The 26,503-nt window shown below is 36.6% G+C and carries 30 protein-coding genes; all 30 read right to left on the bottom strand.

Going from position 1 to position 26,503, the window contains the following annotated elements; all coding sequences use genetic code 11:
• Positions 1-579, bottom strand: a complete 579-nt coding sequence (locus J2R98_RS02085) for a MotE family protein (RefSeq protein ID WP_307065637.1) — start codon at positions 577-579, stop codon at positions 1-3.
• 8 nt (positions 580-587) lie between these two features.
• Positions 588-1,028 (bottom strand): flagellar export protein FliJ, encoded by a 441-nt coding sequence (fliJ, locus tag J2R98_RS02080; protein WP_307065636.1) that lies wholly within the window; start codon positions 1,026-1,028, stop codon positions 588-590.
• Complete coding sequence (gene fliI / locus J2R98_RS02075) at positions 1,025-2,350, bottom strand: flagellar protein export ATPase FliI (RefSeq protein WP_307065634.1); 1,326 nt, start codon at positions 2,348-2,350, stop codon at positions 1,025-1,027. The genes fliJ and fliI overlap by 4 nt, the downstream gene beginning before the upstream one ends.
• A gap of 7 nt (positions 2,351-2,357) precedes the next feature.
• Complete coding sequence (gene fliH / locus J2R98_RS02070; RefSeq protein WP_307065631.1) at positions 2,358-3,119, bottom strand: flagellar assembly protein FliH; 762 nt, start codon at positions 3,117-3,119, stop codon at positions 2,358-2,360.
• The gene (gene fliG / locus J2R98_RS02065; RefSeq protein ID WP_307065627.1) at positions 3,112-4,125 is read right to left on the bottom strand and encodes a flagellar motor switch protein FliG; all 1,014 of its coding nucleotides are present in this window, start codon (positions 4,123-4,125) and stop codon (positions 3,112-3,114) included. Before fliG ends, fliH begins: the two co-directional genes overlap by 8 nt.
• Positions 4,126-4,140: 15 nt before the next feature.
• Positions 4,141-5,718 carry a flagellar basal-body MS-ring/collar protein FliF gene (gene fliF, locus J2R98_RS02060; RefSeq protein WP_307065625.1) on the bottom strand — a complete coding sequence of 526 codons (1,578 nt, stop codon included), beginning with the start codon at positions 5,716-5,718 and terminating at the stop codon, positions 4,141-4,143.
• 44 nt (positions 5,719-5,762) lie between these two features.
• Positions 5,763-6,077: a flagellar hook-basal body complex protein FliE gene (gene fliE, locus J2R98_RS02055; RefSeq protein ID WP_307065623.1), complete on the bottom strand. Its 315-nt coding sequence runs from the start codon at positions 6,075-6,077 to the stop codon at positions 5,763-5,765.
• Between the two features lie 11 nt (positions 6,078-6,088).
• Entirely contained in the window at positions 6,089-6,544 is a 456-nt protein-coding gene (gene flgC / locus J2R98_RS02050) for a flagellar basal body rod protein FlgC (protein WP_307065621.1), read from the bottom strand.
• 2 nt (positions 6,545-6,546) lie between these two features.
• On the bottom strand, positions 6,547-6,927 hold the full coding sequence (flgB, locus tag J2R98_RS02045; RefSeq protein ID WP_307065620.1) for a flagellar basal body rod protein FlgB: 381 nt from the start codon (positions 6,925-6,927) through the stop codon (positions 6,547-6,549).
• Positions 6,928-7,291: 364 nt separating this feature from the next.
• A complete protein-coding gene (gene codY, locus J2R98_RS02040; RefSeq protein WP_307065617.1) occupies positions 7,292-8,071 on the bottom strand; it encodes a GTP-sensing pleiotropic transcriptional regulator CodY in 780 nt (259 codons plus the stop codon).
• An 11-nt stretch (positions 8,072-8,082) separates the two neighbouring features.
• The gene (gene hslU, locus J2R98_RS02035; RefSeq protein WP_307065616.1) at positions 8,083-9,471 is read right to left on the bottom strand and encodes an ATP-dependent protease ATPase subunit HslU; all 1,389 of its coding nucleotides are present in this window, start codon (positions 9,469-9,471) and stop codon (positions 8,083-8,085) included.
• Positions 9,468-10,034: an ATP-dependent protease subunit HslV gene (gene hslV / locus J2R98_RS02030; protein ID WP_307065614.1), complete on the bottom strand. Its 567-nt coding sequence runs from the start codon at positions 10,032-10,034 to the stop codon at positions 9,468-9,470. Before hslV ends, hslU begins: the two co-directional genes overlap by 4 nt.
• Before the next feature lie 17 nt (positions 10,035-10,051).
• Positions 10,052-10,957, bottom strand: coding sequence for a tyrosine recombinase XerC (gene xerC, locus J2R98_RS02025; protein ID WP_370871939.1), 906 nt, complete (start codon positions 10,955-10,957; stop codon positions 10,052-10,054).
• A 284-nt stretch (positions 10,958-11,241) separates the two neighbouring features.
• Positions 11,242-13,320 (bottom strand): type I DNA topoisomerase, encoded by a 2,079-nt coding sequence (gene topA, locus J2R98_RS02020; RefSeq protein ID WP_307065609.1) that lies wholly within the window; start codon positions 13,318-13,320, stop codon positions 11,242-11,244.
• Between the two features lie 220 nt (positions 13,321-13,540).
• Positions 13,541-14,413 carry a DNA-processing protein DprA gene (dprA, locus tag J2R98_RS02015; protein ID WP_307065607.1) on the bottom strand — a complete coding sequence of 291 codons (873 nt, stop codon included), beginning with the start codon at positions 14,411-14,413 and terminating at the stop codon, positions 13,541-13,543.
• A 73-nt stretch (positions 14,414-14,486) separates the two neighbouring features.
• On the bottom strand, positions 14,487-15,389 hold the full coding sequence (gene sucD / locus J2R98_RS02010) for a succinate--CoA ligase subunit alpha (protein ID WP_307065605.1): 903 nt from the start codon (positions 15,387-15,389) through the stop codon (positions 14,487-14,489).
• Positions 15,390-15,405: 16 nt separating this feature from the next.
• Positions 15,406-16,566, bottom strand: a complete 1,161-nt coding sequence (gene sucC / locus J2R98_RS02005) for an ADP-forming succinate--CoA ligase subunit beta (RefSeq protein WP_307065603.1) — start codon at positions 16,564-16,566, stop codon at positions 15,406-15,408.
• 118 nt (positions 16,567-16,684) lie between these two features.
• A complete protein-coding gene (locus J2R98_RS02000; RefSeq protein ID WP_307065602.1) occupies positions 16,685-16,954 on the bottom strand; it encodes an EscU/YscU/HrcU family type III secretion system export apparatus switch protein in 270 nt (89 codons plus the stop codon).
• A complete protein-coding gene (locus J2R98_RS01995) occupies positions 16,951-18,804 on the bottom strand; it encodes a TP0910 N-terminal domain-containing protein (protein ID WP_307065600.1) in 1,854 nt (617 codons plus the stop codon). Before J2R98_RS01995 ends, J2R98_RS02000 begins: the two co-directional genes overlap by 4 nt.
• A 20-nt stretch (positions 18,805-18,824) precedes the next feature.
• Positions 18,825-19,604, bottom strand: coding sequence for a ribonuclease HII (gene rnhB / locus J2R98_RS01990; protein ID WP_307065598.1), 780 nt, complete (start codon positions 19,602-19,604; stop codon positions 18,825-18,827).
• A gap of 48 nt (positions 19,605-19,652) precedes the next feature.
• Positions 19,653-20,504, bottom strand: coding sequence for a ribosome biogenesis GTPase YlqF (gene ylqF / locus J2R98_RS01985; protein ID WP_307065597.1), 852 nt, complete (start codon positions 20,502-20,504; stop codon positions 19,653-19,655).
• A gap of 124 nt (positions 20,505-20,628) precedes the next feature.
• A complete protein-coding gene (gene rplS / locus J2R98_RS01980; protein WP_017185493.1) occupies positions 20,629-20,973 on the bottom strand; it encodes a 50S ribosomal protein L19 in 345 nt (114 codons plus the stop codon).
• Between the two features lie 126 nt (positions 20,974-21,099).
• Positions 21,100-21,840, bottom strand: coding sequence for a tRNA (guanosine(37)-N1)-methyltransferase TrmD (gene trmD / locus J2R98_RS01975; RefSeq protein WP_307065595.1), 741 nt, complete (start codon positions 21,838-21,840; stop codon positions 21,100-21,102).
• Positions 21,840-22,364: a ribosome maturation factor RimM gene (rimM, locus tag J2R98_RS01970; protein WP_307065593.1), complete on the bottom strand. Its 525-nt coding sequence runs from the start codon at positions 22,362-22,364 to the stop codon at positions 21,840-21,842. The genes trmD and rimM overlap by 1 nt, the downstream gene beginning before the upstream one ends.
• Before the next feature lie 6 nt (positions 22,365-22,370).
• A complete protein-coding gene (locus J2R98_RS01965) occupies positions 22,371-22,760 on the bottom strand; it encodes a YlqD family protein (RefSeq protein WP_307065591.1) in 390 nt (129 codons plus the stop codon).
• A gap of 91 nt (positions 22,761-22,851) precedes the next feature.
• Entirely contained in the window at positions 22,852-23,079 is a 228-nt protein-coding gene (locus J2R98_RS01960; protein ID WP_307065589.1) for a KH domain-containing protein, read from the bottom strand.
• A 17-nt stretch (positions 23,080-23,096) separates the two neighbouring features.
• Complete coding sequence (gene rpsP, locus J2R98_RS01955) at positions 23,097-23,366, bottom strand: 30S ribosomal protein S16 (protein ID WP_307065587.1); 270 nt, start codon at positions 23,364-23,366, stop codon at positions 23,097-23,099.
• A gap of 390 nt (positions 23,367-23,756) precedes the next feature.
• The gene (gene ffh, locus J2R98_RS01950) at positions 23,757-25,097 is read right to left on the bottom strand and encodes a signal recognition particle protein (RefSeq protein ID WP_307065585.1); all 1,341 of its coding nucleotides are present in this window, start codon (positions 25,095-25,097) and stop codon (positions 23,757-23,759) included.
• Between the two features lie 15 nt (positions 25,098-25,112).
• Positions 25,113-25,439 carry a putative DNA-binding protein gene (locus J2R98_RS01945; protein ID WP_307065581.1) on the bottom strand — a complete coding sequence of 109 codons (327 nt, stop codon included), beginning with the start codon at positions 25,437-25,439 and terminating at the stop codon, positions 25,113-25,115.
• 39 nt (positions 25,440-25,478) lie between these two features.
• Positions 25,479-26,483 (bottom strand): signal recognition particle-docking protein FtsY, encoded by a 1,005-nt coding sequence (gene ftsY, locus J2R98_RS01940; protein ID WP_307065578.1) that lies wholly within the window; start codon positions 26,481-26,483, stop codon positions 25,479-25,481.
• Between the last annotated feature and the right edge of the window lie 20 nt (positions 26,484-26,503).

Here is a 26,503-nt window from a genome sequence, read left to right as displayed (position 1 = left end):
TTAATTGGAACGTTGAACTAATGAGTTAGTAAAGCTTGCTGCGATGTCTGAATCCATTTCACTCAGAATTTCACCACGTTCATCATCATTTAATTTTTCTAAAACGTCTAATGCAATCTCTACTTCCATTTCAACAATGATGTCCGCCGCGTGGCTTGCAACCATCTCAGAAAATGACCTTGTTAACCTTTCAACTGCTTCTTCTTGAGATATCCTTGAGTGTTCTTGTGACTCTAGTTGTTGCTGCAACGTATTAACCTCTTCTGTTAATTCATCAACTTCTTGGTCTCTAGTTGATAATTGAGACTCTAAGTCATGTATAGTAGCTTGTTGGTCTTGAACAGTTGATTCATAATCTGCTATTTGCTCTTGCAAACGCTCTTCCTCAGGATCATTAATAAATGATGAAACGACAGGGACTTTGCTACCATATTCTTGCATAGCTTGGAAAGGATTAATACCAGCTATTGTTGTAACAACCATCACTAAAGTGATGGCAAAAACAATTGGTATTACAATAACGTATAAAAACCATTGCCATTTATTATTTTTCTCTTCATATCTTTGTTCTTTAGCCATCTCATCACCTATTTAGCTCTTGAATATTGTTGAACTGCTATTTCATCTATAAAAGATGCTTCAATTTGTTTGTTAAGTAACCTTTGTTTTTGTAGCTTTTTTTCCTTTAGGTTTTCAAACTTTTTCAACTCACGATAAGCTTCTTCTACAGCTTCTTGCTTTTTATACATATTGACTCTAGCTTGGTGTACTTTCTTTTGTAAATTACTTTCCATCTCCTTAACCGAATCAAAATAATGATGAAAGTTATTTAAATACGCAATTGAAACACCGTTTGAAAGTTGACTCTCGTATTGACCTTCTAAGTTCTCTTTCGACTTAAGCATCTCATATAGCTTTGTTGCTTCAGATTCAAAATGTTCTACAGCTAGGTTATACTGTTTTTGTGCTTGATCCATCTCTTCTTCTTTAATTTGTAACATTTTTTCATACGTCTTTAGATCACTCACTGAGCATCACCATTCTGTTTAAATATTTGTTTTAACTGTTTAAAACTATCATTTGATTTAATAGATTCAGTCATCGGTTGAGCCAAAAACTCCATTATTTTAGGCTGATAATAAATTGCTTCATCAACTTTCGTTGAAGACCCTTTTTTATAAGCTCCAATCTGAATTAATTCTTTATTCTCTTCAAAAGTCGCTATTAATGAACGGACATGATGACTAAGTTGTAAATGTTCTTGACTTACAATTTTCTGCATTAAACGACTAACTGACTTCATTATATTGATCGCTGGGTATTGGCCTTGTTCTGCCAATTGTCGATCTAAAACTAAATGTCCATCAAGTAGGCCCCTTACAGCATCTGAAATAGGTTCATCCATGTCGTCTCCATCTACCAAAACCGTGTAGAAAGCTGTTATACTCCCCTTTTCACCGGGTCCAGTTCTTTCTAAAAGTCTTGGTAAAAGAGCAAAAACACTCGGTGTATAACCTTTCGTCGTTGGCGGTTCACCGCTTGCTAAGCCTAATTCACGTTGGGCCATAGCGATCCTTGTGAGTGAATCCATCATTAAGTTAACGTGATATCCTTGGTCACGGAAATACTCGCTAATTGCTGTTGCTGTATAAGCACCTTTTATCCTTTGTAATGCTGGTTGGTCTGAAGTGGCAACGACTATAATTGATCGTTTTAATCCTTCTTCACCGAGTTCATGTTCAATAAACTCTCTCACTTCACGCCCACGTTCACCGAGCAATGCAAAAACATTAACTTCAGCATCACTATTTTTTGCTAACATTCCAAGTAAAGTACTTTTACCAACACCACTTCCAGCGAAAATTCCCATTCTTTGTCCACGACCGACAGTTACACAATTATCAATTGCTTTAATGCCAGTTGAAACAATCTCATTTATGGGTGGCCTGTTAAGTGGATTAGGTGGTTCACTCTCAACTCCATATGGCTCCAAACCAGAAGGAATATCGCGATGATCAATAGGTTCCCCTAATCCATTCAATACTCTACCTATTAGTCGTTCTCCAACTTCTACTGTTAATGAACGATTAGATGACTCTACTAAGCTATCAGGCCCAATCATATTGGTTTGTTCATAAGGCATTAATAAAACATGTTGGTCTTGAAAGCCTACAACTTCTGCTTTAACATAATCTCTCTTAAATCGGTCAGTATATATGTAACAAACTTCACCTATATTAGCTTCTGGACCTTTTGATTCAATTAAAAGACCTACGCTTCGATTAACACGACCATAACGCTTAACAATATCCACTTGTTTTATTTGTTCCAGCACGTGTTCAATACCCACTCGTCATTTACTCCTTCTCATATGTTCCTAATACTTTTTTGAGCTGACTCAATTTAGTATCTATGGAAGTATCGATTTGTCCATTTAACGTCTCAATAATACAGTCATTTTTATTTAATTCTTTTTTTGGATAAATGGATAGTGTATGTTCACTATTCATAAGTGACAACAAATCCTCTTTGTGCTCTAATAGGAGTTCATATTGACTGACATGGACATAAACTTTTATTTCATCTTGGTCAGACACTTCGTCTATTACACTTTTCACCAAGTGTTTAAAGACTTCTGGTTCTTCATTTAATTTCGTTTGAATTATTTTTTCTGCAGCTTCTAAAGCTATTGATATAATTTCAGTCTCAGCCGACTGCAATTGGTTTTGGTAATCTTGCTTAGTTCGATTTAACGTTTGTTCGGCCAGTTCAATTAACTCAGCATAATTTTGTTCTGCTGTATGTTGCCCAGATCGGTAGCCTTCATCGTATCCTTTCTGCGATGCCATTTCGAAGACTTCCTGTTTTTCTACTTCTAACTGCTCTTTTTCTTTTACAATTTGTAGTTGGGCTTCTTCTATTAATTTGTTCGCTTCATTCTCAGCTTCCTTAAGTTTCTCGTCAGCTGGTTTTAGCTTGTCAGTTATTTTTTGGTGCAAGTCTTCTTGTTGATCTTCATGGCCCTTTTCCTCAACATGTACTTCATTTGATTGGCCAACAGGCTTTACTTGTATAGTTTTAGGTTTAACAACTCTTGTAGATTGGTATAGATTAGACAATGATGTCGTCACCTCCACCACGAGCGATTACGATTTCTCCCATTTCTTCTAAGCGACGAATCGTGCCAACAATCCTTGTTTGTGCCTCCTCAACATCTTTTAAGCGGACAGGACCCATAAACTCAACTTCTTCCTTCATTGTCTCTGACATTCGAGCAGACATATTGTTATAAAGAACATCTTTTACTTCATCGCTAGCAACTTTTAAAGCTAACATTAAATCTTCATTTTCAGTGTCGCGTATGATTCGTTGAATCGCTCTATTATCTAGGGTCACGATATCTTCAAAGACAAACATTCTCTTCTTAATTTCCTCAGCTAACTCAGGGTCTTGAATTTCCAAATCATCTAATATTGTCCGTTCGGTCGTACGGTCAACGCTGTTAAGTATATTAACGATTGATTCAACCCCACCTGTTTCGGTGTAATCTTGAGTTACGGTTGTTGAAAGCTTCTTTTCTAATAAGTGTTCAACCTCATTGACAATATCAGGAGATGTCGAATCCATTACCGCAACTCTTCTGGCGATGTCAGATTGGTAGTCCTCAGGTAATGAAGATAAAATCTGTGATGCCTGCTCAGGTTCTAAATATGATAATACTAAAGCAATTGTTTGAGGGTGTTCATTTTGAATAAAATTATATATTTGGTTTGGGTCTGCTTTCCTGGCAAAATCAAACGGTCTAACTTGTAATGTAGTCGTTAACCGATCAATAATTTTATTTGCTTGATCATCACCTAAAGCTTTTTCCAAAACAGTCTTTGCATAATTAATACCACCCTGTGCAATGTAGTCTTGTGCAATTGCAATTTGATGAAATTCATCCATGATTTCATCTTTCTGTGAAGAATCAACTTTCTTTACTGACGAAATCTCTAACGTCAATTCTTCTATTTCTTCTTCGGTTAGATGTTTATAAACTTCAGCTGAAACATCTGGCCCTAATGAGATGAGGAGTGTTGCTGCTTTTTGTTTGCCTGATAACTCTTTTCTTTGTGCTGTCAATTGAATTCTCCTCCTTTACTCATCAATCCATGAACGTAATAATTTCGCAAAGTCTTCAGGCTTATCTTTTGCCATTTGTTCTAATTGTTTTCTTCTAACATCTGATTCAGTTTCTACTTGTTCGATCGAGTAATCATTTTCAGGCGTTTCATAATGTTCTTCAATTACTTCCCTTGCTACATCTTCACCTTTGTTACGAGCGAGTAGGAAAGCTAAAACAACGATAATTAAGATTAAGACTGCACCTAAGACGTATAACCAAGTCGGGATTGGTGTCGTAGGGCTTTCAAATTCAGGTACACCTGAAAACTCTTGAAAGACAATTGATACTTTATCAGCAGGTTCTATAACTTCTGGGTCTCCTGGGACAGACGTTTGTATAATTGAAGCTAATATCGATTGAATATCTTCTTCAACTGCTAATTGCTCTTGTTCTGTAAGCTGTATAATTTCTCCGTCCTCGTCAACTGTATTATCAACCGCAACTTGAATTCCTAAATCTCTAATTTCATAAGGGCTTTCTACAATTTCGCTTCTAGCTCGGTTAAACTCATTGTTAATAGTTTCACGAACATTCTCGTATTGCGTAACCTCTTCACCGTCTTCGATGACAGCTGGCAAGTTAGGCACATCTCCTTCGCCATCTACTAAGCCTGCACCATCATAGCCTGTGTACGTTTCAGTGACACGATCAACACTGACCGGTAAACCTTCCATCGTATCCATATCTACAGGTTCAACAATCTCTTCAACCCTATTCTCTTGAGAGAAATCAATGTCAGATGTAACTGATACAACGACTTTTTCTTGACCAATCATCGTTCCAAGAAGTTGCTGAACTCTTCTTTGTATGTCTCGTTCTATATCTTTTCTAATTTCTTGGTGTTGTGCATATGTATTCGTTGCGCCACCTGAAGTATTTTCCAAGTCATAATACTCAAAGTGTTGGTTCATGATCACAATATTTTCTGGTTCTAAGTTTGGAACAGCCCGTGAAACTAAGTGATAAAGGCTTTGTACTTGATTTTGATCAAAGTTTTGACCATATTCCGTGTTTAAGACAATAGAGGCAGAAGAGTCTCCCACATCGTCTGCTACAAAAACTGTTTCTTGAGCTTGGTTAATTAAAACATTCGCATCTGATATACCAGAAATATTACTAATTAAATTAGATAATTCTGTTTGAAGAGCGTCTAACTCGATGATTTGTCTTTCTTCATCTGTCATCCCCCAAGAGACGTTCTCACTAAAGAAAGAATAGTCAATGTTCCCGCTATTTGGCATTCCTTGAGCTGCCAACTCGACTAACAATTCATCAGATTGACTTTCTGGTACTAATATTGTCGTACCACCATGTTCAATTTCATGTGATACGCCTCTACTTTGCAATTCATCACGGAGTTCACCAGCTTCTTCTAAACTTAGGTTACTATACAACGGAACCATTTTAGGTGAGCTAGCAAACACTGTTATAGAGATTAATAATACGAGGATCCCCAATGTCCCTCCTATAATGAGTGACTTTTGAGGGTTTGTCCTAGTCTGCCAAAATTCAGTTATTTTATTTCGAAATTGTTGCACTGTCTCATTCATTGTAGTCCTCCGACTTCAGAAAAACTTCGCAGTTTAGCATTATATTATAGTTGCATTCTCATCACTTTTTGGTAAGCTTCAATAGCTGTATTTTGAATTTCAGTTGCTGTCTGCAAGGTTACACTTGCTTTTTCTGCAGAGATCATAACATTATGTAGATCTTGCGCATCTCCATTAATAAGTGCGTTAGTTTGAGCATTTGATTCTTGTTGTGTTTTGTTCACTTCGTTAATGGCATTTTTGAGTTCATTGGCAAAACTTTGCTGAACTTCACTAGCTGTTGCTCGTTTATCTTGATTACTACTTGAAGCTATACTATTCATACCTGTTGAGAATATATTAGACTCAATTGGTTTCAAAGTTGATCACCTTACCTTCCAATTTCGAGTGATTTCATTAACATACCTTTGGATGCATTCAAAGCAGTAACATTAGCTTCGTATGACCTTGATGTTGACATTAAATCTAGCATTTCTTTTAATGGATCAACATTTGGCATTTGAACATAACCATTTTCATCAGAATCAGGGTGTGATGGATTATAAACTTGTTCAAATGGGCTTTGATCCTCTTCAATAGAACGTACTCGCACACCGGATCCAGGATTACTCGACCTGTTCATCGATTTTTGTAAAAATGAATTAAAATTAGCATCTCTAGGTTCTGTCGAAACTAGCTTTCTCCGATAAGGTTCCCATTCTCCATCTTCGTTCAATTGTGCTCTTGTTGTATCGGCATTAGCTAGATTTGAAGAAACGACATCCATCTTAAACCGATTAGCTGTTAGTGCACTCGCATTAGTATTCATACCATGAAAAATAGTCAAGGTTATCTACCTCCTACTACTGATTTAATAGAACTAAATTTACCGTTTATTCTTTCAGTTAACGCTTCATAATAGAGTTGATTTTTTGCTAGTTCACTCATCTCTCGATCAATATCAACACTATTACCATTGTTGTTATATGTAACATCTTGTCTTGCAGTAACAGAATAGGGACGTTCTGTATTAGAAAAAGGTAAATGACGGTCATTTGTCCTTTTTGCTTCAAAGTTCGCAGATTCTAAGTGGTCCTTAAACGATACTTGTTTCGCTTTATAGTTTGGTGTATCTACATTTGCTATATTATGACCTATCGTTTGATTTTTTACAGAGGAATAATCAAGACCTTTTTGTAAGTTTTGGATCGTCCCACCAAATAAATTCATTCGACCCCCACCTTTTAATTGTTTCTAACGAAATATATTAAATTAGAGATTGCTATAATTTTCTTATATTATTACATAAAAACGCATAAAATGACACATCTCCTCTAAACATTTTGATAATTATGTCGATATATATACAATTTCATACAATAGAACTAGTTCTAATGATATATGTAAATGGAATAATATGGTCCACTGGAACCTCGCTTCTATTTTTTTAGCACAATACATATAGCACTATACTAAAAATATGTAGAGAAATGTATAAAACAAAAGCCAAACCTATAGTAAGGTTTGGCTTTTTATGTGGCCATTTTTTCATTTGCTAAAAAAAGAGGTGCACTTTAGCACCCCTTAATGTTCATTACATAATATTAATTTTCTCAAGTTCTACTAAAAACTTGTCATTTAACACTTTAATGTATGTTCCTTTCATACCTAATGAACGTGATTCAATTACACCAGCGCTTTCTAATTTACGAAGTGCATTTACAATTACTGATCGTGTAATACCAACACGGTCAGCTACTTTACTTGCCACTAATAGACCTTCATTACCATCTAATTCGTTAAAGATGTGTTCAATTGCTTCAAGTTCACTGTATGATAGTGAATTAATAGCCATCTGGACAACAGCCTTACTACGAGCCTCTTCTTCAATTTGTTCAGTCTTTTGGTGAAGAATCTCCATACCAACTACTGTCGCACCATATTCAGCTAATAATAGATCATCATTATCAAATGATTCTTCAATACGGCTTAAAATTAGTGTACCTAAACGTTCACCACCACCAATAATTGGCGTAATCGTCGTTAAACCATTTTTAAATAGTTCTTTATTTTCAACAGGGAATGCCGTATACTCACTATTTATATCAATATTAGCTGTTGTTTCACTAATGTTAAATAGGTTATTCGTATACTCTTCAGGAAATTGTCTTTCTTCTAACATCGATTTCATTCTTTCATTCTCAATCTCTTGTTTAACTGCAAATCCTAAAAGTTTACCTTTACGACTTAATACGAAAATGTTTGCTTCAATAACATCTCTTAATGTTCCAGACATATCATTGAAGTTAACTGCCTTTCCTTGAGTTTTTTGTAACATTGCATTAATTACTCTTGTTCTTTCTAATAAATTCATTCTAATTCCTCCTATAAGATGTACTCTGATAAATCTTTATTTTTAACGATCGTCGATAGTTTTTCATCAACATAATTTTTAGTTATTTCGATCGTTTCCATCATAATTTCTGGTGCTTCAAAGGAAAGGTCCTCTAATAACTTTTCCATAATGGTATGCAATCTTCTAGCACCGATATTGTCTGTTTCTTGGTTTACTTCATAGGCAATTTCCGCTATGCGGTATATCGATTCGTCTGTGAACGTAACATTAATCCCTTCAGTTTCAAGTAATGCTGTATATTGCTTAATAATAGCATTAGAAGGCTCTGTTAAGATGTTTACAAAGTCTTCGATTAATAACTTGTTTAATTCCACTCTAATTGGGAACCGGCCTTGTAATTCTGGTATAAGGTCAGACGGCTTAGCCATATGGAATGCACCTGCAGCTATGAATAACATATAATCCGTTTTGACAGAGCCATACTTTGTAACAATTGTTGAACCTTCAACAATCGGTAAAATATCGCGCTGAACCCCTTCACGAGAAACATTTGCTTGCTTCTCGTCTTTACCGCATACTTTATCAATTTCATCAATAAAGATTATGCCTGACTGTTCAGCTTGTTCTATAGCTAGTTGATGAACTTCATCCATATCGATTAATTTCTCAGCTTCAACTTGCGTTAGGACTTCGCGCGCTTCTTTAACAGGTAATTTACGCTTTTTCGTCTTCTTAGGCATAAGTTGGCTGAATGCATCTTGCATGTTCATTCCCATTTGTTCCATACCCGAACCTTGTAACATGTCAAACATTGACGATTGTTGTTCTTCTACTTCAATCGAAACAATTCGTTCTTCAAGTTGCCCTTGTTCTAATTGTTCCTTCACTCTTCTTCTTTGGTCTGCTTGATCATCTTCTTCTTCATTATCATCATCAGATTGATCTGGTTGCTGATTAAAAAACATCTCAAGCGGATTTTTCATTTGTGTTTGTTTCTTCTTACCTGGAACAAGTAGTTCTACTAAACGTTGGTTTGCTGACTCGCGAGCTTGAGTTTGAACTTCTAACATTTTCTCTTCACGAACCATTCTGACACTCGTATCGACTAAATCACGAACCATCGATTCAACATCTCTTCCGACATATCCAACTTCCGTAAACTTAGTTGCTTCTACTTTAGTAAATGGGGCACCAACCAATTTAGCTAATCTACGAGCTAACTCAGTTTTACCAACCCCTGTTGGACCGATCATCAGGATGTTTTTAGGGACAATTTCATCACGCATGTCCTCAGATAACATCATTCTTCTGTATCGGTTTCTTAACGCAACAGCTAAAGCTTTTTTAGCATCAGATTGACCAATAATATATCGATTTAACTGTTCAACTATTTGTTTTGGTGTTGCTTTTGTACTCATGAATGAGAGTCTCCTTTATCATCCAAAGTCTCTAACACTATTTCATTATTCGTATAGACACAAACTTCACCGGCAATCTCTAAGGCTGCTTTAGCAATCCCTGCGGCGGTTTGATTATCACTATATCGCTTAAGCGCTCGACCAGCACTCAATGCATAATGTCCACCTGATCCAATCGCTAGAATATCATCATCTGGCTCTATTACTTCACCTGTACCAGACACTAGCAACATTTGATCTTTGTTCATTACGATTAACATCGCTTCTAAACGTCTTAACACTTTATCACTTCGCCACTCTTTGGCTAGTTCTACTGCAGAACGACTCAAGTTACCATTATACTTCTCTAAATTTGCTTCAAATTTCTCGAACAACGTAAACGCGTCAGCAACTGACCCCGCAAAACCTGCTACTACTTGCCCATTAAACAATTTTCTAACCTTTTTAGCTTTATGTTTCATCACAACGGCGTTCCCAAACGTCACTTGTCCATCACCTGTCATTGCTGCTTCACCGTTATGTCTCACTGCAAAAATTGTCGTTGCATGAAATGACTGCTCCATTGTCATCCCCTCTTTCCTCAAGCTCTTGGATGAGCATTATTATAAATGTTTTGTAGGTAATCTTTCGTTACATGTGTATATATTTGCGTTGAAGACAGACTTTCGTGACCGAGCATTTCTTGAACAGATCTCATATCTGCTCCTTCATTTAGTAAATGCGTTGCAAACGTATGGCGTAATTTATGAGGGTGGATTGAGCTTGTTAATGCAGCTCTCTTCATCATATCATTTAATATGTACCTTACACCTTCATCAGTAAGCGATGTACCACGGAAGTTAATAAATAACTGCTCAACTTCATCCTTACTTTTGGCTAGCAATTGTTTGCGACCGTCTTCAATATACTCTTTTACAGCACTTTGAGCATAAGCTCCGAATGGAACATACCTTTCTTTATTCCCTTTACCATGAACTAAAATTGTACCGAGCGTATAATCTATATCTTTTAGCTTGATTTGAACTAACTCACTAACACGAATACCAGTCGCATAAAGAATTTCAATTAACGCCTGGTTTCTTTGACCTAACGGTTGACTACAATCTTCTACATTAAATAAACGTTCTAATTCTTCAGCATAAAAAAACTGCGGAATCTTTTTATCCCTTTTTGGCATTGACACATATTCAATCGGGTTATGTTCTACAATATTTTCTTTTTCTAAATAATAATAGAATGTGCGTAAACTTGATAATTTTCTAGAAGCAGAAACCCTTGATAAGCCTGAATTGTATAGTTCAGTTAAGTAAAGTCTTATATCGGAATAATTGACAGCATTAAAATGGCTAATAACTTCTTTAGATAAAAATTGATTGAACTGTTGAAGATCAGCAACGTATTGATTCACGGTGTGCGGGGAGGCATTTCTTTCTACAATTAAAAACTGTCTAAATTGATTAATTAAGTTATCCGTGTTCACTAATATACCCTCCACTACTAAAACGATTAAATTTTATCAAACTTTTCGGAATAATACAACAATTTTCACATATATGTCATAAATATTTTAGTAATGGGGTCTATAACTTATAAATCATTGTTATGCTAACAATGCTAAATTGTATAAGAATAAAAATTGTGTGTCAATTTACACACCTTGACTATCTACATGTTTCACAAATTGTATACAAAATATTCAATTTTAATTTAAAAATTTGTAATAATTAAAAAGATGAGCCAACTTTTGTTAGCTCACCTTTTTATAATCCGCTATTGTTGTACACTTTCAGCATAATCGCATTCTGTACATTTGACTTGAACACCTTTTTTCTGTTTCTTCTCAACGAGTAAGGAAGAACATTTAGGGCAAGGTCGTTCAATCGGTTTGTCCCAAGATACAAATTCACATTCTGGATATTGATCACAACCGTAAAATGTACGTTTCTTTTTACTTTTACGCTCAACTACATTACCATCTTTGCAACTAGGACATTTAACACCTATTTCTTTAAGAATTGGCTTAGTATTACGACAGTCAGGAAAATTTGAACAGGCTAAAAACTTGCCGTATCGTCCCATCTTGTAAACCATTTCGTGGCCGCATTTCTCACAATCTTCACCAGCTGGTTCATCTTTTACTTCAATTTTTTCAATTTCTTCTTCTGCTTTATCTAAACGCTTTTGAAAATCTTTGTAGAAGTTGTCAATAATGTTTCGCCACTGTTGACCTCCCTCTTCTACACCGTCTAGATTATTTTCCATATCTACAGTGAACTTAACGTTAATAATTTCTGGGAAGTACTGCTCTAACAATTCAATTACAATTGTCCCTAGCTCGGTAGGCACAAATCTCTTGTTATCTAATGCTACATACCCTCTGCGTTGAATCGTATCTAACGTCGGAGCATACGTAGAAGGTCTTCCAATCCCTTTTTCTTCTAAGGTTCTTACTAGTCTCGCCTCAGTATATCGAGGAGGTGGCTGCGTAAAGTGCTGATTAGGTGTAATATCTTTTGCTTTAACTTTCTCACCTTCCTCAAGTGGTGGAAGGACTTTTTGTTCATCCTTTTTCTGATCGTCACTACCTTCAATGTAAAGCTCCATAAAACCTTTAAACTTAATTTGAGATCCTGTCGCTCTAAATTCTACACCTTGATTCATTAAATGAGCTGTCACTGTGTCTAAAACAGCAGGGGCCATTTGACTGGCAATAAAACGATCCCAGATTAATTTATACAGCTTATATTGATCATTAGACAATTTCGGTTTAATCGTCTTAGGGTCTTTATGAATAACTGTTGGTCGTATCGCTTCGTGTGCATCTTGTGAACGTTCATCTTTCTTTGCTTTACCTTGTTTTTTCCCTAGATGATCCTCACCAAATTTAGCTTTTATTAAATCGGTTGCTTCACCTTTGGCAGTATCTGATATACGAGTGGAGTCTGTTCTCATGTACGTAATTAAACCTGTCGTACCATCTTTTCCACCTAAGTCTATTCCTTCGTATAACTGCTGTGCAACCATCATCGTCTTCTTCGCACGGAAGTTTAACTTACGAAAAGCTTCCTGCTGAAGTGATGACGTTGTAAAAGGTGCTGCTGGGTTTCGTTTTCGTTCACGTTTATTTACTTTTTCTACAGTAAATTCGTCTCCTTCAAGACGGTCCAATACTTTCTGTACATCTTGTTCATTTTTTAACTCGACTTTATCTCCATCAGTTCCATAAAATTTAGCTTCAAAATTTTTACGTTTATGTGTGAAAGCACCAGTAATCGACCAATACTCTTCTGGGATGAAGTTTTTAATTTCATTCTCGCGGTCGATTATTAATTTAACAGCGACCGATTGGACACGACCAGCACTTAATCCTTTTTTAACTTTTTTCCATAATAACGGACTAATGTTATAACCGACGAGTCGATCTAATACACGTCTAGCTTGCTGGGCATTAACTAATTTCATATCCACTTCTCGTGGTTCTTTAAAAGATTCTTTAATGGCATCTTTCGTAATTTCGTTAAATACGACTCGACATTTAGCGCCTTCTTCGATTCCAAGACTGTGTGCCAAGTGCCAAGCGATTGCTTCACCTTCACGGTCAGGGTCGGCTGCGAGATAGACTTTTTTTGCTTTTTTCGCTGATTTCTTTAAGTCATTTAGAACAGGCCCTTTACCACGAATGGTAATATAACGAGGCTCAAAGTTATTCTCGACATCGACACCCATTTGACTTTTTGGTAAGTCAATAACGTGGCCCATTGACGCTTTAACTTTGTATTTTTTACCTAAGTATCGTTCAATTGTTTTTGCTTTTGCTGGAGATTCTACTATAACTAAATAATCCGACATTCACCAATTCCTCCTACGAGGTATATTTCTCTATTTTTGTATGTTTGGTTCACAAAACCGTTAACCTTTAATCTCATTCATTATTAAATAATTTAATATCGTTTGTCAAACTTATATACGAAAAATTGTTCGACAAAGTTCATGTTACTAATATGATTTTGTCTTATACAATACACGAAAAATTTAATGTTGCAAACTTTTTTATAAAAACCAAGCTTTTTTATGTTGATAGGCTAAAAATAATATCATCAGCTGTCGTAACTGGTGTTGCGCCATCTTTTAGTAATGAATGACACCCTTTAGCTTGTTCTAAAAATATTGAATCAGGTAAAACAAACACTTCTTTACCTTGTTCTAAAGCTTGGTCAGCTGTTATTAAAGTGCCACTGCGTTCTGCAGCTTCAATAATTAATGTACCAAAGGATAAGCCACTTATTAATCGATTTCTTTCTGGAAAGTGCCATTTTTGAGGCTTTAGGTGAGGAGGGTATTCTGATAATAATAACCCTTTTTCAGCAATGGAATGAAAGAGTGAACGATGTTTTGCTGGGTAAATATGATTAAAACCAAAGCCTAGGATTGCAATTGTTTTAGCCCCTTGTTTCAATGCATATTGATGACTCATACCGTCAATACCATCTGCTAATCCGCTAACTATCGTAAACGATCGGTCAATTAGAGGTCTTAAAATGTAATCTATTTTCTTGGAAGCTTGTTGCGAAGGTCTTCTCGTTCCAATAACACTAATCAACGGGGTCTTAAGTAGTGATAAATCTCCTTTATAGTAAAGAATGAGTGGAGGGTCTGGGATTAACCTAAATGTTTCAGGATAGTGTGAATCAAACCATGTGATGACAGGAGATTGTTTAAATTCATGCCACATCATACGTTTAAATGATTGCTCGTGTAACTTTTTATGAATAACGTGAGAGTGTGTTAAAGAAAGATTTAAATGCTTTGAGAGGGAATGTGGTGATGCTTGTAGAATATGGTCGAAGTTATTATTCTCAGAGATGTATTGAAATAGGTGTCTTCGTTTTACTTCTTTAAATTGACTAAGTATATAAAGGATTAATGAATCTTTAACTTTCAAGAGCGTTCACCCCTATAGATTCTATTAAATAAGTTGGGCTTAGGAGTACCTAAACCCAACTTAATAAATTTAATTAATGAGTTTTACACTTGTCGTATAAATCATTTTCTTTAAGTACTTCGATCATTGTGTCGCCCATATCTGATGGTGTAGGAGCAACCTTGATTCCGCATTCGTTCATAACGCGAATCTTTTCGTCTGCTGTACCTTTACCACCTGAAATGATCGCACCAGCGTGACCCATACGTTTTCCTGGAGGAGCTGTTGCACCACCAATGAAGCCTACAACTGGTTTGTCCATATTGTCATTAACCCATTCAGCTGCTTCTTCTTCAGCCGTACCACCGATCTCACCGATCATGATTACAGCATGCGTATCAGGGTCGTCATTGAATGCTTTTAATGTATCAATGAAATCTGTTCCATTTACAGGGTCTCCACCAATACCTACAGCTGTAGATTGACCGAAACCTTGCTCAGATAACTGATGTACAGCTTCGTAAGTTAAAGTACCAGAGCGAGAAACAACACCGATGTGTCCTTTCTTATGGATGTATCCTGGCATAATACCAATCTTACATTCTTCTGGCGTAATAACACCTGGGCAGTTAGGTCCTACTAAGCGAGTTTTCTTACCTTCCATGTAACGCTTAACTTTAACCATATCCATTACTGGAATATGTTCAGTAATACAGATCACTAAGTCTAACTCAGCATCTACTGCTTCCATGATCGCATCTGCAGCAAATGGTGCAGGTACGTACACAACAGAAGCATTAGCGCCAGTTTCTTGAACTGCATCGTCAACTGTGTTAAATACAGGTACACCTTCTACTTCTGTACCGCCTTTTTTAGGTGTTACACCACCGACGATTTGTGTACCGTATTCAAGCATTTGCTTTGTGTGGAAAAGCGCTGTTCCACCAGTAATACCTTGAACAATAACTTTTGTGTCTTTATTAATAAAAACGCTCATTTTCGTCCGTCCTTTCTTATTTTACTAGAGATACAATCTTCTCAGCACCATCAGCCATTGAATCTGCTGATGTGATGTTTAAGCCTGATTCGTCTAGAATCTTCTTACCTAATTCAACATTTGTACCTTCTAAACGAACTACAAGTGGAATTTCTAAACCTACTTGTTTCGTAGCTTCAACAACACCTTCAGCGATGACGTCACACTTCATGATACCACCGAAGATATTAACTAAAATTCCTTGTACACTGTCATCGGACAAAATGATCTTGAATGCTTCAGTAACTTTTTCAGCAGTTGCACCGCCACCTACGTCTAAGAAGTTAGCTGGTTCGCCGCCATAGTGCTTAATAATATCCATCGTTGCCATAGCAAGGCCTGCACCGTTAACCATACAACCGATATTACCGTCTAAAGCGATATAGCTTAAGTCATGCTTAGATGCTTCGATTTCTTTATCATCTTCTTCATCTAAGTCACGGAACTCAACAATGTCCTTATGACGGAATAGTGCGTTATCATCAAAGTTTAGCTTAGCGTCTAATGCTAATACTTCACCGTCACCAGTTGTTACAAGCGGGTTAATTTCTGCGATTGAGCAGTCTTTCTCAACAAACAGTTGATATAAGCTCATCATAAATTTAACTGCTTTTCCTAGTAACTCATCAGGAATGTTTAAATTGAAAGCCAAACGTCTAGCTTGGAATGGAGTAAGACCAGTCACTGGGTCAATTACTTCTTTGAAGATCTTTTCAGGTGTTTTTTCTGCAACCTCTTCGATTTCAGTTCCACCTTCTTCAGATCCCATCATTACAACGCTGGAAGTTGCGCGGTCTAAAACAAGACCTAAGTAATATTCGTTTTGAATGTCACAACCTTCTTCGATTAAAAGGCGCTTAACCTCTTTACCTTCTGGTCCTGTTTGGTGAGTGACTAATGTTTTGCCTAAAATATCGTTAGCATAGTCACGTACTTCGTCTAAGTTCTTAGCGATTTTTACACCGCCAGCATTACCACGCCCACCAGCGTGAATCTGCGCTTTTACAACTGATACGCTTGAACCTAATTCTTTAGCCGCATCTACTGCTTCATCAACAGAGAACGCTACTTTACTATTAGGTACAGCAACGTTGTAAGAACGGAAAATTTCCTTCGCTTGGTACTCATGAATGTTCATGTTACATCCTCCCATCAAAAAGTCACTGCAATATACTAATTAATTAAAACCACACCTTGTTTATTATACATGAAAATTGTCACAATCAAAAGAACCTTAGTTCGTTTTCGTAAAATTTTTAGTAGTTTTTGTCTAATTGATAAATAAAAGCAAACACTTCAGCTACAGCTTGGTACAAATCTTCAGGGATTTTCTCATTAATATTCAATTCTCCCATCAACTCCATTAATGCTGGATCTTCATAAACAGGTACGTCATGATCACCTGCTCTTGATAGAATCTCTTCAGCCATTAAGCCTTTTCCTTTAGCGATCACTTCAGGTGCATCATTACGGTCTTCATCATAACGTAAGGCGATTGCTTCTTTTCGTTTATAACGTTCATTCATACGCGAAAATCAACCCCTTTATATGACAGTTGAGTTTGATCAACTTCATTGTTTGAAATCGATTCAACCACTTCTTCCTTTAAAGGTTTAACATCAATCGATTGTAAGTCATAACCTTTTTGATCAAGATTAATGTTTAGCATCGATTTCATATTGTCAACGAGTGGTGATAACACTTGAGGCGATTCATGAAAAATTGACAGGGATACATCCCCGTACTTCACATGCATATCGATAATCATGTCATTTAAATTCGGCAAATTTAAATAAAACATAACCCGACAATTTTTCGGGTGAATCGAACCATCAGATTGCTTCTGTCCTTCAAAGTCCATCCATAAGTCTTCATTTAATCCAAACATCTCTTTCGGAAAATGGGCCGAAAACTGCATCCATTCTCGGCTACTATCTTGTAATGATAAATGGATTCCTTGTAGCATTTGGTTCATCTGCTGAAAGGCCTCAGGATTACCTAGTTGACTACTAGTTGCCGTTAACAATGTTTGCATTGTTGGATAATCTTGAGCACGGGCCATTGCTTCATGCTGTGTTAAGTTCATAAAACTTTGCAATTGTTGCATCACTTGTGCCATATTATTCGATGGTGCTGGCTGGGTTAGCACGCTTTGCCAAAGGTTCAAAGCTCTAAATTGCTGTTGGTCTACTTGATTCGATAAAAGTTGAGTTAAGTTTCGAACTAACTGTTCTCCTTGCTCAGAACTTAGCAGTTGCTGTAAAGAACTCACTTGATTCTGTTGTAACATTTGCGCTACTTGTTGCATCATTTGCTGTTGTGCAGGCGGAAGGTTATTTTGGACTTGATTAAATACAGTTGATTGGCTGAAATTTGCCATAAAGTTCAACCGATCAGCTGAACCACCTTGTAAACTGCTTAACTGATTAATAAATCGACTTAACAGCTTTTGTGATCGTTCTCCACCCGTTAACTGATTATTAGCTAAGTTAGCTAGACCGTCTTGTATTCCTTGACTAGTCATATTAAATGGTAAATTAAAATTTTGTGTCTGTAGACCATTAGTCCCTAATTGAAAGCTTACTTGATTCGTTTGTGCCCATGAACTCCATGTGTTAGCCCATTGATTATAACTTACTTGTGAGCTAACGATACCTGCTTTTTGTAATAGTTGAAAAGTCGTATCTGACCCACGACCAATTTCAGTTAAAATTTGATGCGTTAAATGAGCCATAATTTGTTGATTCGGTTGACCTCTTCCGTTAACGGCATTTAAATATAAGCTTAGCTGCGCTTGCTCATTGGTAAGTGAAGAGTTTTGTGCTAATTGAGATTGCATTTGACTTACCGTTTGATTAAATGACATTGGTTGATTAATCCGTTGGTCAACCGCCCTAAATGTTTGTTCAGTTAACGGAAAGTTTCTAGACAGCATCTCCCTCAAAACCGTATCACTATTATCAGAACCTAATTGTGCAAGCTGTAATAAGTTGCTAACATTTTGTTGTGTTACTGGTAATTGATCGCGAATGAATCCTGCTAACATCATCTGTTGTTGTCTACCCGCTTGTTGTCCAGTTGCTTCAAGTAAAGCACGGGCAGCATCATTTGGCGTTCTAACGACTTCTTCACTAACAACTTGTAAATGTATGTATGGGCTTGTCTGGTTTACTTGCATTAAATAATTTTGATTGGCTTGAAGATTCGCACTTAATTGAGCGACAACTTGTTGTTGGCCAATGCGCACCATTGCCTTTTGGTCAGGGAAAAACTTCATGATACGACCGGAAACGACTTGTCCATCTCGTAACGATAAATTTGAGGAGCCCGATTCTCTCACTCTAATCGATTGAAATACTTTGTTGATTTCCGCCATACCATTCACGCCTTTTAAACTTAAATTTTATATAACGATACGGGATTAAATGACATTCTGTGAAAAGGAGTAGGCCCATGCTGTTCAAGCGCTTTCAAGTGATTTGCCGTTCCATACCCCATATTACGATCAAACTCAAATGCAGGATAATCTTTAGCCGCTTCAACCATTAAACGATCCCGTGTCACTTTTGCTACTACACTACCAGCGGCAATGGAGACACTTTTTTGATCTCCTTTGATTAACGATTGTTGCGGTGCTTGAAGTCCTTCTAACTTCATGGCATCTAACAAATAAAAATCAGCATTAACGTTCATATCCTCTATTGCTAGTTTCATCGCTTTTTTAGAAGCTTCATATATATTGATCTCATCAATTGTCTGACTATCGACTATGCCAATTCCAACTGCTCTAGCATGCTTTAAAATTGTCTCGTAAAATTGATTTCGTTTTAACTCAGACAGTTTTTTTGAATCATTTATCCCTATTAAAGATTCGTCACGTGGGTCTAATATAACTGATGCTGCCACAACAGGACCCGCTAGTGGACCTCTTCCGACTTCATCTATTCCAGCTACAGAAAAGTATCCTTTAGACTTTAATTGATATTCATAGACTTTCATTCGTTCATATTGATCTTTAAGCTGGCGTTCTTTCTCTAACTTTTGATCATATTGTTGTATTAGCTTTTGAACACCTGTTCGTTCATCTTGTCTTAACCGTTCTATTTCTCCAGCTGTTAATTCGTCGCTTTGTAGCTGTTGTTTAATCTCATTTATCGTCCCTTTTGTGTTCTTCACTTTGTGTATTCCCCTTCTACCTCTTATATCGACAAATAATAGTAAAAACTAAAGGCTTACTTGATCAAAAGTCACCTTACCTAGATGACCTTGCCTTAGATCACGGATAATGACATCGGCTACTTGATCATAATTGATCATTCCACCAGACATTAAACAACCTCTCTTTTTACCAATGGCATCAAACCATTCAACGATATCTTCACTTTCAAGGTTTAAAGTTGGATAACGCTCAAGCAATGCCTCTGCATAGTGTTCTTTGAAATACCTTAATATATATACCGCTATGTCGTCCAAATGCAATATTTGGTCTTTAATCGTGCCTATTGCAGCTAGCTTATAACCGACTTCTTCATCTTCAAATTTCGGCCATAAAATACCCGGTGTATCAAGTAGTTCAAACTCTCCATGGACTCTAATCCACTGTTGTTGTCTCGTAACACCTGGCTGGTCTCCTGTTTTCGCTTGTTTCTTATTCGCTAAGCGATTAATTAATGTAGACTTACCAACGTTAGGAATCCCTAAAATCATCGCCCTCAACGACCTTGGATTAATGCCTTTTTCTTTTCGTCTTTCGTTTATTTTTTCACTTATAACGTTTGCTTGCTTAACAATATTTTTTATATTTTCTTTGTTGTTTACGTCAATAGCCAGTGCATACTTACCTTCACTTTCAAAGTAATCAACCCATTGTTTAGTTAACTTAGGATCAGCTAAGTCACTTTTCATGAGCAAGACGAGTTTTTGTTTGTCGTCTGTTACTTCTTGAAGCATTGGATTTTGGCTTGAAAAAGGAGCTCTTGCATCGACTAACTCGATGATTAAATCTACTAGCTTCAAATTTTCTTCGACTTCGCGTTTTGCTTTAGCCATATGCCCTGGAAACCATTGTATTGTCATCAAAATCACCTCTATGTCTATCTTAACCATTTCAAGTATTTAAAATAAAGTATTATGTAGTATTTGTAACGTAAAAAAAGAGCTTGACTGAACGTCAAGCTCTTTTCACTGTTTTAACTTGTACTTATCGTCTTTCAGGAATACGGGCTGCTTTACCACGTAGGTTACGTAGGTAATAAAGCTTCGCACGACGTACTCGACCGCGACGAGATACTTCGATTTTGTCAACACGTGGAGAATGTACAGGGAATGTACGCTCAACGCCAACGCCGTAAGAAATCTTACGTACAGTAAACGTTTCGCTGATTCCACCACCACGACGCTTAATTACAACACCTTCGAATACCTGGATACGCTCACGGTTACCCTCTACAACTTTAACGTGTACTTTTACAGAGTCACCAGCACGGAATTCAGGTACATCAGTACGTAGTTGATCTTGTGCGACTTGCTCTAGAATCTTTTGCATGTTTCGTTCACTCCTTCCAAACTAACACTCTTACTGATCGCCAGTAGCGGAGTATCGTTATCAAGCTTAAGTGAACACTTAAGCACTAAAATAATATATCATACACTTTGATGAGATGCAACAAAGTTATGAGCTTTTATTTGTTTTGATTTCATTTAATAGTTTCTGTTGTTGAGTTGTTAATTGATCCTCATTAATTAAGTCAGGGCGCCTTTCATAAGTGCGTTTTAAAGATTCATATTCTCTCCACTCTTCAATTTTTTGATGATTACCAGATAACAAGACATCAGGGACTTGATGCCCTCTAAAGTCACTTGGCCTTGTATAATGTGGATGTTCTAGTAAGTCGTTTGAAAATGAATCTTCTTGTGCTGACTGTTCATTACCTAGAACTTCTGGTAGCAAACGAACAACACTATCCGTCACAACCATGGCGCCTAACTCACCACCGGTTAAAACATAATCCCCGATTGAGATCTCATCAGTTGCTAGTTCTGTTCTAATTCTTTCATCAAAACCTTCATAATGACCACACACTAAAATTAAATGGTCTTCTTGCGCCAGTTCTTCTGCTTTCCTTTGACTGTAAGGCTCACCTTGAGGACACATTAAGATAACTCGAGGGGTACTATTGGTCTTCTTTTTTAAGTCTTCAACAGCATCAAAAATCGGTTGCGGAGACAAGACCATACCTGCACCGCCACCATATGGATAGTCATCTACTTTATTATGTTTATTCTCGGTATATTCTCTAAAATCAACTAACTGATAGTCATAAGCATTTTTCTCTTTTGCTTTCTTTAAAATAGAAGATTCAAACACACCTTTAAACATTTCAGGAAAAAGCGTTAAAATATCTAACTTCATTACGAAAGCAACCCTTCCATTTCTTCGATTACAACCTTTTGATTGTCGATATCAACTTCTTTAACAACATCATCAATGTATGGAATTAAAGCATCTTTTAAACCTTCTTCAGAACGTTTAACAACCCATACATCATTAGCTCCAGGAGAAAGGATCTCTTTAATCTTTCCTAAGTGTTCTCCTGTCGTTAAATACACGTCACAACCGATTATTTCGTAATAGTAAAACTCATCTTCATCTAGATCTTCTAAGTCATCAAAGGCTACTTTTAACTCGTGTCCTTTAAAGCGTTCAGCTTGATCTAGTGATTCGTGCCCTTCAAAAACTAACAAATCAAACTGTTTATGTTTACGGTGGCTCATAACTACTACTTCTTCGTGCTTTCCACCTTCCACTTCGACGAATAAGCGACTACCTGGTTCAAATCGCTCCTCTTCGAAATCTGTTACCGACATGACACGAACTTCACCTCGAACGCCGTGTGTATTTACTATTTTACCAACATTTAAAAAATCTTTACTCATATAGCATCACCTATTTATTCGTACTATTATTCCATCTTCAACGACGATTTCTCTATCACCGATCAATTCATCGTAAGCATCGCCAACAGATACTTCAACAATTTCATCTACTTCTCTTTCAGTAATTTCACTACCTAATGGTAATTGGTCTAATTGTTCGATTTGAAGTTCATACCACTCGATCGACTGTTTTCTTTTTAACTCTTCTTGAGAAAACTTTTCCTCTACTTTATGTTGGTCGAACTTTTGCTTATATATCAATTTTTTCTTTTCAAAATTAAGTTGTTCAATTTCTTTATGTTTAATCGCAATTTGTTCTTGAAATTGTTCGACAAGTTTCTGTTTACTATCTTCAGTCACAACTTGCTTCACTGTTGTCTTTCGTATAATTTGCATAAGACCACCCATTTCATTCAAATAACTCGTCTTAAGCTTAAATTATTTTATAACTGAAAAAAAGGGAAAGGTTTAACCCTCTCCCTCTTTACTACATAATATCAACATAAACCTTTTTATTTGTGTTCGAATGAGCTGCATGAACAACTGTACGAACAGCTTTGGCGATGCGCCCGTTTTTACCAATCACTTTACCGACATCATCTTCATGAACAGTTAAGTGGTAACGAATTTTACGATCCGTTTCTTCAACTGTCACTTCAACGTAATCAGGGTGATCAACTAATGGGCTTACAATCGTTTCAATTAAGGGTTTCATGATATCACAAATCCTTATTAGTTATTTTTTGACTCGTGAAACTTAGTCATGATGCCCTGGTCTGAGAATAGGTTGCGTACCGTGTCGCTTGGCTTAGCACCTTTAGTCATCCAGTCTAAAGCTTTCTCTTCATCAATAGAAACTTCTGGTGTTTCAGAAACTGGATTATATGTGCCGATTTGCTCAATAATACGTCCATCACGAGGTGAACGTGAATCTGCTACTACTACACGATAGAAAGGATTTCTTTTAGAGCCCATTCTTTTTAGGCGGATTTTTACTGCCATGTCTTACACCTCCATCAAATTGCTTATCACAATTTTAGATTGTATCAGAGAAACAAAAGTGTGTAAAGGATTTTTACATTACATTGTTATAGATTTTATATTTTCTGTTTTATAGCCGTTTGAAGCTGAGTTTCAGAGCTTGTTCTCATACTAGCACAATGTGTTCTATTAATACAAAGGACAATTAAATCTTACTTACTGTTTCTACTTTAACTTTACCGTCAAACAATTCTACCCGATGATTTGCTCGTTTTGCAATAGCTTCATCTTTTTTATATTCTAAACACCTACTTGACCATTAACACTTAATTATAACCCTAATAAATAAAGCGCTAATCCTAAAAGGATCAGCGCTTTACTAGTTAATTTAGTTTATATAACGCACTCATTTTACATGAAAGGAAGGTTCATACCACCTTTATTACCTTTCTTTTGGTTGGTCATCTGTTTCATCATTTTCTTCATTTCTTCAAATTGCTTTAAAAGACGATTGACTTGCGCAACTGATGTACCTGAACCTTTTGCGATACGTTTTTTACGGCTAGCATTAATGACACTTGGATCGACACGCTCTGTCTTTGTCATCGATTGAATAATTGCTTCTATATGCGTCAGTTGCTTATCATCTACCTGGAGGTTTTTCATGCCTTTCATTTTGTTAGCCCCAGGCATCATATTAATTAACTCATCTAATGGTCCCATACTTTTCACTTGTTCCATCTGTTCTAAGAAGTCTTCAAAGGTAAAGGACATCGAACGCATTTTACTTTGCATTTCTTTTGCTTTCTTCTCATCAACTTCTGTTTCTGCTTTCTCAATTAAACTAAATACATCACCCATACCTAAAATTCTTGATGCCATACGATCTGGGTGGAATGCTTCTAATTGGTCAAGCTTTTCACCCATACCCGCAAACTTAATAGGCTTGCCTGTAACAGCTCTAATAGATAAAGCTGCACCACCACGTGTGTCGCCATCTAGTTTCGTTAGAACGACACCACTAATATCAAGTTGCTCATCAAAGCTATCTGCAACAGTGACTGCATCTTGACCTGTCATTGAGTCAACAACTAAGAAAATTTCATCTGGTGAAGTATCTTCTTTAATTTGGGTTAACTCACCCATTAAGTCTTCATCAATGTGCAAACGACCTGCTGTATCAATTAAGACGTAATCATGATGTTCTTCTTTTGCTTTAGCGATTGCTTCATTAGCAATATCAACTGGGTTAGCATCCGTTCCTTTAGAATAAACAGGCATCTCAAGCTGTTCTCCTAAAGTTTTTAACTGGTCGATCGCTGCCGGACGATAGACGTCTGCTGCAACTAACAATGGATTACGATTAAATTTCTTTCTTAAATGGTTAGCTAATTTACCAGTCGTCGTTGTTTTACCAGCACCTTGTAAACCAACCATCATAATAACTGTTGGCGGTTTATTGGCAACGGCGATTTTACTTTGCTCACCACCCATTAACTCAGTGAGCTCTTCTTTTACAACTTTAATAACTTGTTGACCTGGCGTTAAGCTTTCCATCACCTCTTGACCAACAGCACGCTCTTTAATACGTTTAATTAAGTCTTTTACAACTTTATAGTTAACGTCAGCTTCTAATAAAGCCAACCTAACTTCTCTAGTCATTTCTTTTACGTCAGCTTCAGTGACCTTACCTTTACCGGTAATCTTTTTGATCGTACCTTGTAAACGGTCGGCTAATCCTTCAAATGCCATAATGGACTGTCCCCCCTACTCTAGGTTTTCCAACTGTACTAATAAAGTCTCAACATCTTCTAATTGACGTTGTGACAGTTTTTCCTTCATTTCTCGAATCAATTCATGACGTTTTTCAAAACGTTCATAGAGTCCTAGCTGAGCTTCATACTCTTCAAGCATAGCCTCTGTACGTCTAATATTATCATAAACGGCTTGGCGACTAACATAATAAGTTTCGGAAATTTCACCTAAAGAATAATCTTCTAAGTAATATAATTCCATATAGTTTCTTTGTTTGTCTGTTAGAAGCTGCTGATAAAAATCAAACAAATAATTAATTCGCGTCGTTTTTTCAAGCATAATCCACACTCCTAAGTGCTTTGAACAACAAGTCTATAATTATTTTTCTTCTTGTTCAACTCGTGTCATTAAATCTCCAAATAAGCCGTAGACGAATTGGTGTGCATTAAACGGTTGTAAGTCAGTAATTTGTTCACCTAACCCAACATACTTAACTGGAATATTCATTTCGTTGCGGATTGCTAAAACGATCCCGCCACGCGCTGTACCATCAAGCTTCGTTAAGACAATTCCTGAAACGTCTGTTGCTTCTTTAAATGTTTTCGCTTGGCTTATTGCATTTTGACCTGTTGTAGCATCAAGTACAAGTAACGTTTCGTGTGGTGCTTCTGGAATTTCTCGCTCGATGACTTTGCGTACTTTTGATAACTCTTTCATTAAGTTCACTTTATTTTGCAATCGGCCTGCCGTATCACATAGTAAGACGTCAGCACCTCTTGATCTTGCGGCTTGAATACCATCATAAATAACCGCTGCTGGGTCACTTCCTTCATTATGTTTAATAACATCAACGCCAGCACGTTCACCCCAAACATCAAGTTGGTCAATTGCACCTGCTCTAAATGTATCACCAGCTGCAAGGACGACATTTTTGCCTTCTTGTTTAAGTTGATAAGCTAATTTACCAATTGTCGTCGTTTTACCTACCCCGTTAACGCCAACGATTAATATGACAGAAAGACCGTCTTTTTGTATGTTTAATGCTTCGACTGTTTCTTCGTCATCTTCACCATAATAAATTTCAACTAATTTCTCAGAAATGACTTCTTTTACTTCTTCAGTATCTTGAATGTTACGGCGTTTAACTTCCATTTCAAGTTCTTCAATAAGCTCCATTACGGTTTCAACACCGACATCTGCAGAGATTAAGATCTCTTCAAGTTCTTCAAAAAATTCTTCATCAACTTTACGGTATTTTGCGATTAAATCATTTACCTTTGTTGTAAAGGAGTCACGCGTTTTCGTTAACCCGTCTTTAAATTTATCTGTTGCTTGATCTGTTTGTTTGCTAACTTTGTCTTTTAATTTTTTAAAGAAACTCATTTCAGTACTTCCTTTCTATG

The organism is Alkalibacillus filiformis (assembly GCF_030814115.1).
Taxonomy (GTDB): domain Bacteria; phylum Bacillota; class Bacilli; order Bacillales; family Alkalibacillaceae; genus Alkalibacillus; species Alkalibacillus filiformis.
Note: the sequence above shows the minus strand (reverse complement) of the source record. Positions and strands in the feature narration are given on the sequence as shown.

What these genes read in the sequence shown, in the direction of transcription:
- J2R98_RS02085 (WP_307065637.1), bottom strand. Translation starts at nt 579, where the DNA reads ATGGCTAAAGAACAAAGATATGAAGAGAAAAATAATAAATGGCAATGG.
- fliF (WP_307065625.1), bottom strand. Translation starts at nt 5,718, where the DNA reads ATGAATGAGACAGTGCAACAATTTCGAAATAAAATAACTGAATTTTGG.
- flgB (WP_307065620.1), bottom strand. Translation starts at nt 6,927, where the DNA reads ATGAATTTATTTGGTGGGACGATCCAAAACTTACAAAAAGGTCTTGAT.
- codY (WP_307065617.1), bottom strand. Translation starts at nt 8,071, where the DNA reads ATGAATTTATTAGAAAGAACAAGAGTAATTAATGCAATGTTACAAAAA.
- hslU (WP_307065616.1), bottom strand. Translation starts at nt 9,471, where the DNA reads ATGAGTACAAAAGCAACACCAAAACAAATAGTTGAACAGTTAAATCGA.
- hslV (WP_307065614.1), bottom strand. Translation starts at nt 10,034, where the DNA reads ATGGAGCAGTCATTTCATGCAACGACAATTTTTGCAGTGAGACATAAC.
- topA (WP_307065609.1), bottom strand. Translation starts at nt 13,320, where the DNA reads ATGTCGGATTATTTAGTTATAGTAGAATCTCCAGCAAAAGCAAAAACA.
- sucD (WP_307065605.1), bottom strand. Translation starts at nt 15,389, where the DNA reads ATGAGCGTTTTTATTAATAAAGACACAAAAGTTATTGTTCAAGGTATT.
- sucC (WP_307065603.1), bottom strand. Translation starts at nt 16,566, where the DNA reads ATGAACATTCATGAGTACCAAGCGAAGGAAATTTTCCGTTCTTACAAC.
- J2R98_RS02000 (WP_307065602.1), bottom strand. Translation starts at nt 16,954, where the DNA reads ATGAATGAACGTTATAAACGAAAAGAAGCAATCGCCTTACGTTATGAT.
- J2R98_RS01995 (WP_307065600.1), bottom strand. Translation starts at nt 18,804, where the DNA reads ATGGCGGAAATCAACAAAGTATTTCAATCGATTAGAGTGAGAGAATCG.
- ylqF (WP_307065597.1), bottom strand. Translation starts at nt 20,504, where the DNA reads ATGACAATACAATGGTTTCCAGGGCATATGGCTAAAGCAAAACGCGAA.
- rplS (WP_017185493.1), bottom strand. Translation starts at nt 20,973, where the DNA reads ATGCAAAAGATTCTAGAGCAAGTCGCACAAGATCAACTACGTACTGAT.
- trmD (WP_307065595.1), bottom strand. Translation starts at nt 21,840, where the DNA reads ATGAAGTTAGATATTTTAACGCTTTTTCCTGAAATGTTTAAAGGTGTG.
- rimM (WP_307065593.1), bottom strand. Translation starts at nt 22,364, where the DNA reads ATGAGTAAAGATTTTTTAAATGTTGGTAAAATAGTAAATACACACGGC.
- J2R98_RS01965 (WP_307065591.1), bottom strand. Translation starts at nt 22,760, where the DNA reads ATGCAAATTATACGAAAGACAACAGTGAAGCAAGTTGTGACTGAAGAT.
- J2R98_RS01960 (WP_307065589.1), bottom strand. Translation starts at nt 23,079, where the DNA reads ATGAAACCCTTAATTGAAACGATTGTAAGCCCATTAGTTGATCACCCT.
- rpsP (WP_307065587.1), bottom strand. Translation starts at nt 23,366, where the DNA reads ATGGCAGTAAAAATCCGCCTAAAAAGAATGGGCTCTAAAAGAAATCCT.
- ffh (WP_307065585.1), bottom strand. Translation starts at nt 25,097, where the DNA reads ATGGCATTTGAAGGATTAGCCGACCGTTTACAAGGTACGATCAAAAAG.
- J2R98_RS01945 (WP_307065581.1), bottom strand. Translation starts at nt 25,439, where the DNA reads ATGCTTGAAAAAACGACGCGAATTAATTATTTGTTTGATTTTTATCAG.
- ftsY (WP_307065578.1), bottom strand. Translation starts at nt 26,483, where the DNA reads ATGAGTTTCTTTAAAAAATTAAAAGACAAAGTTAGCAAACAAACAGAT.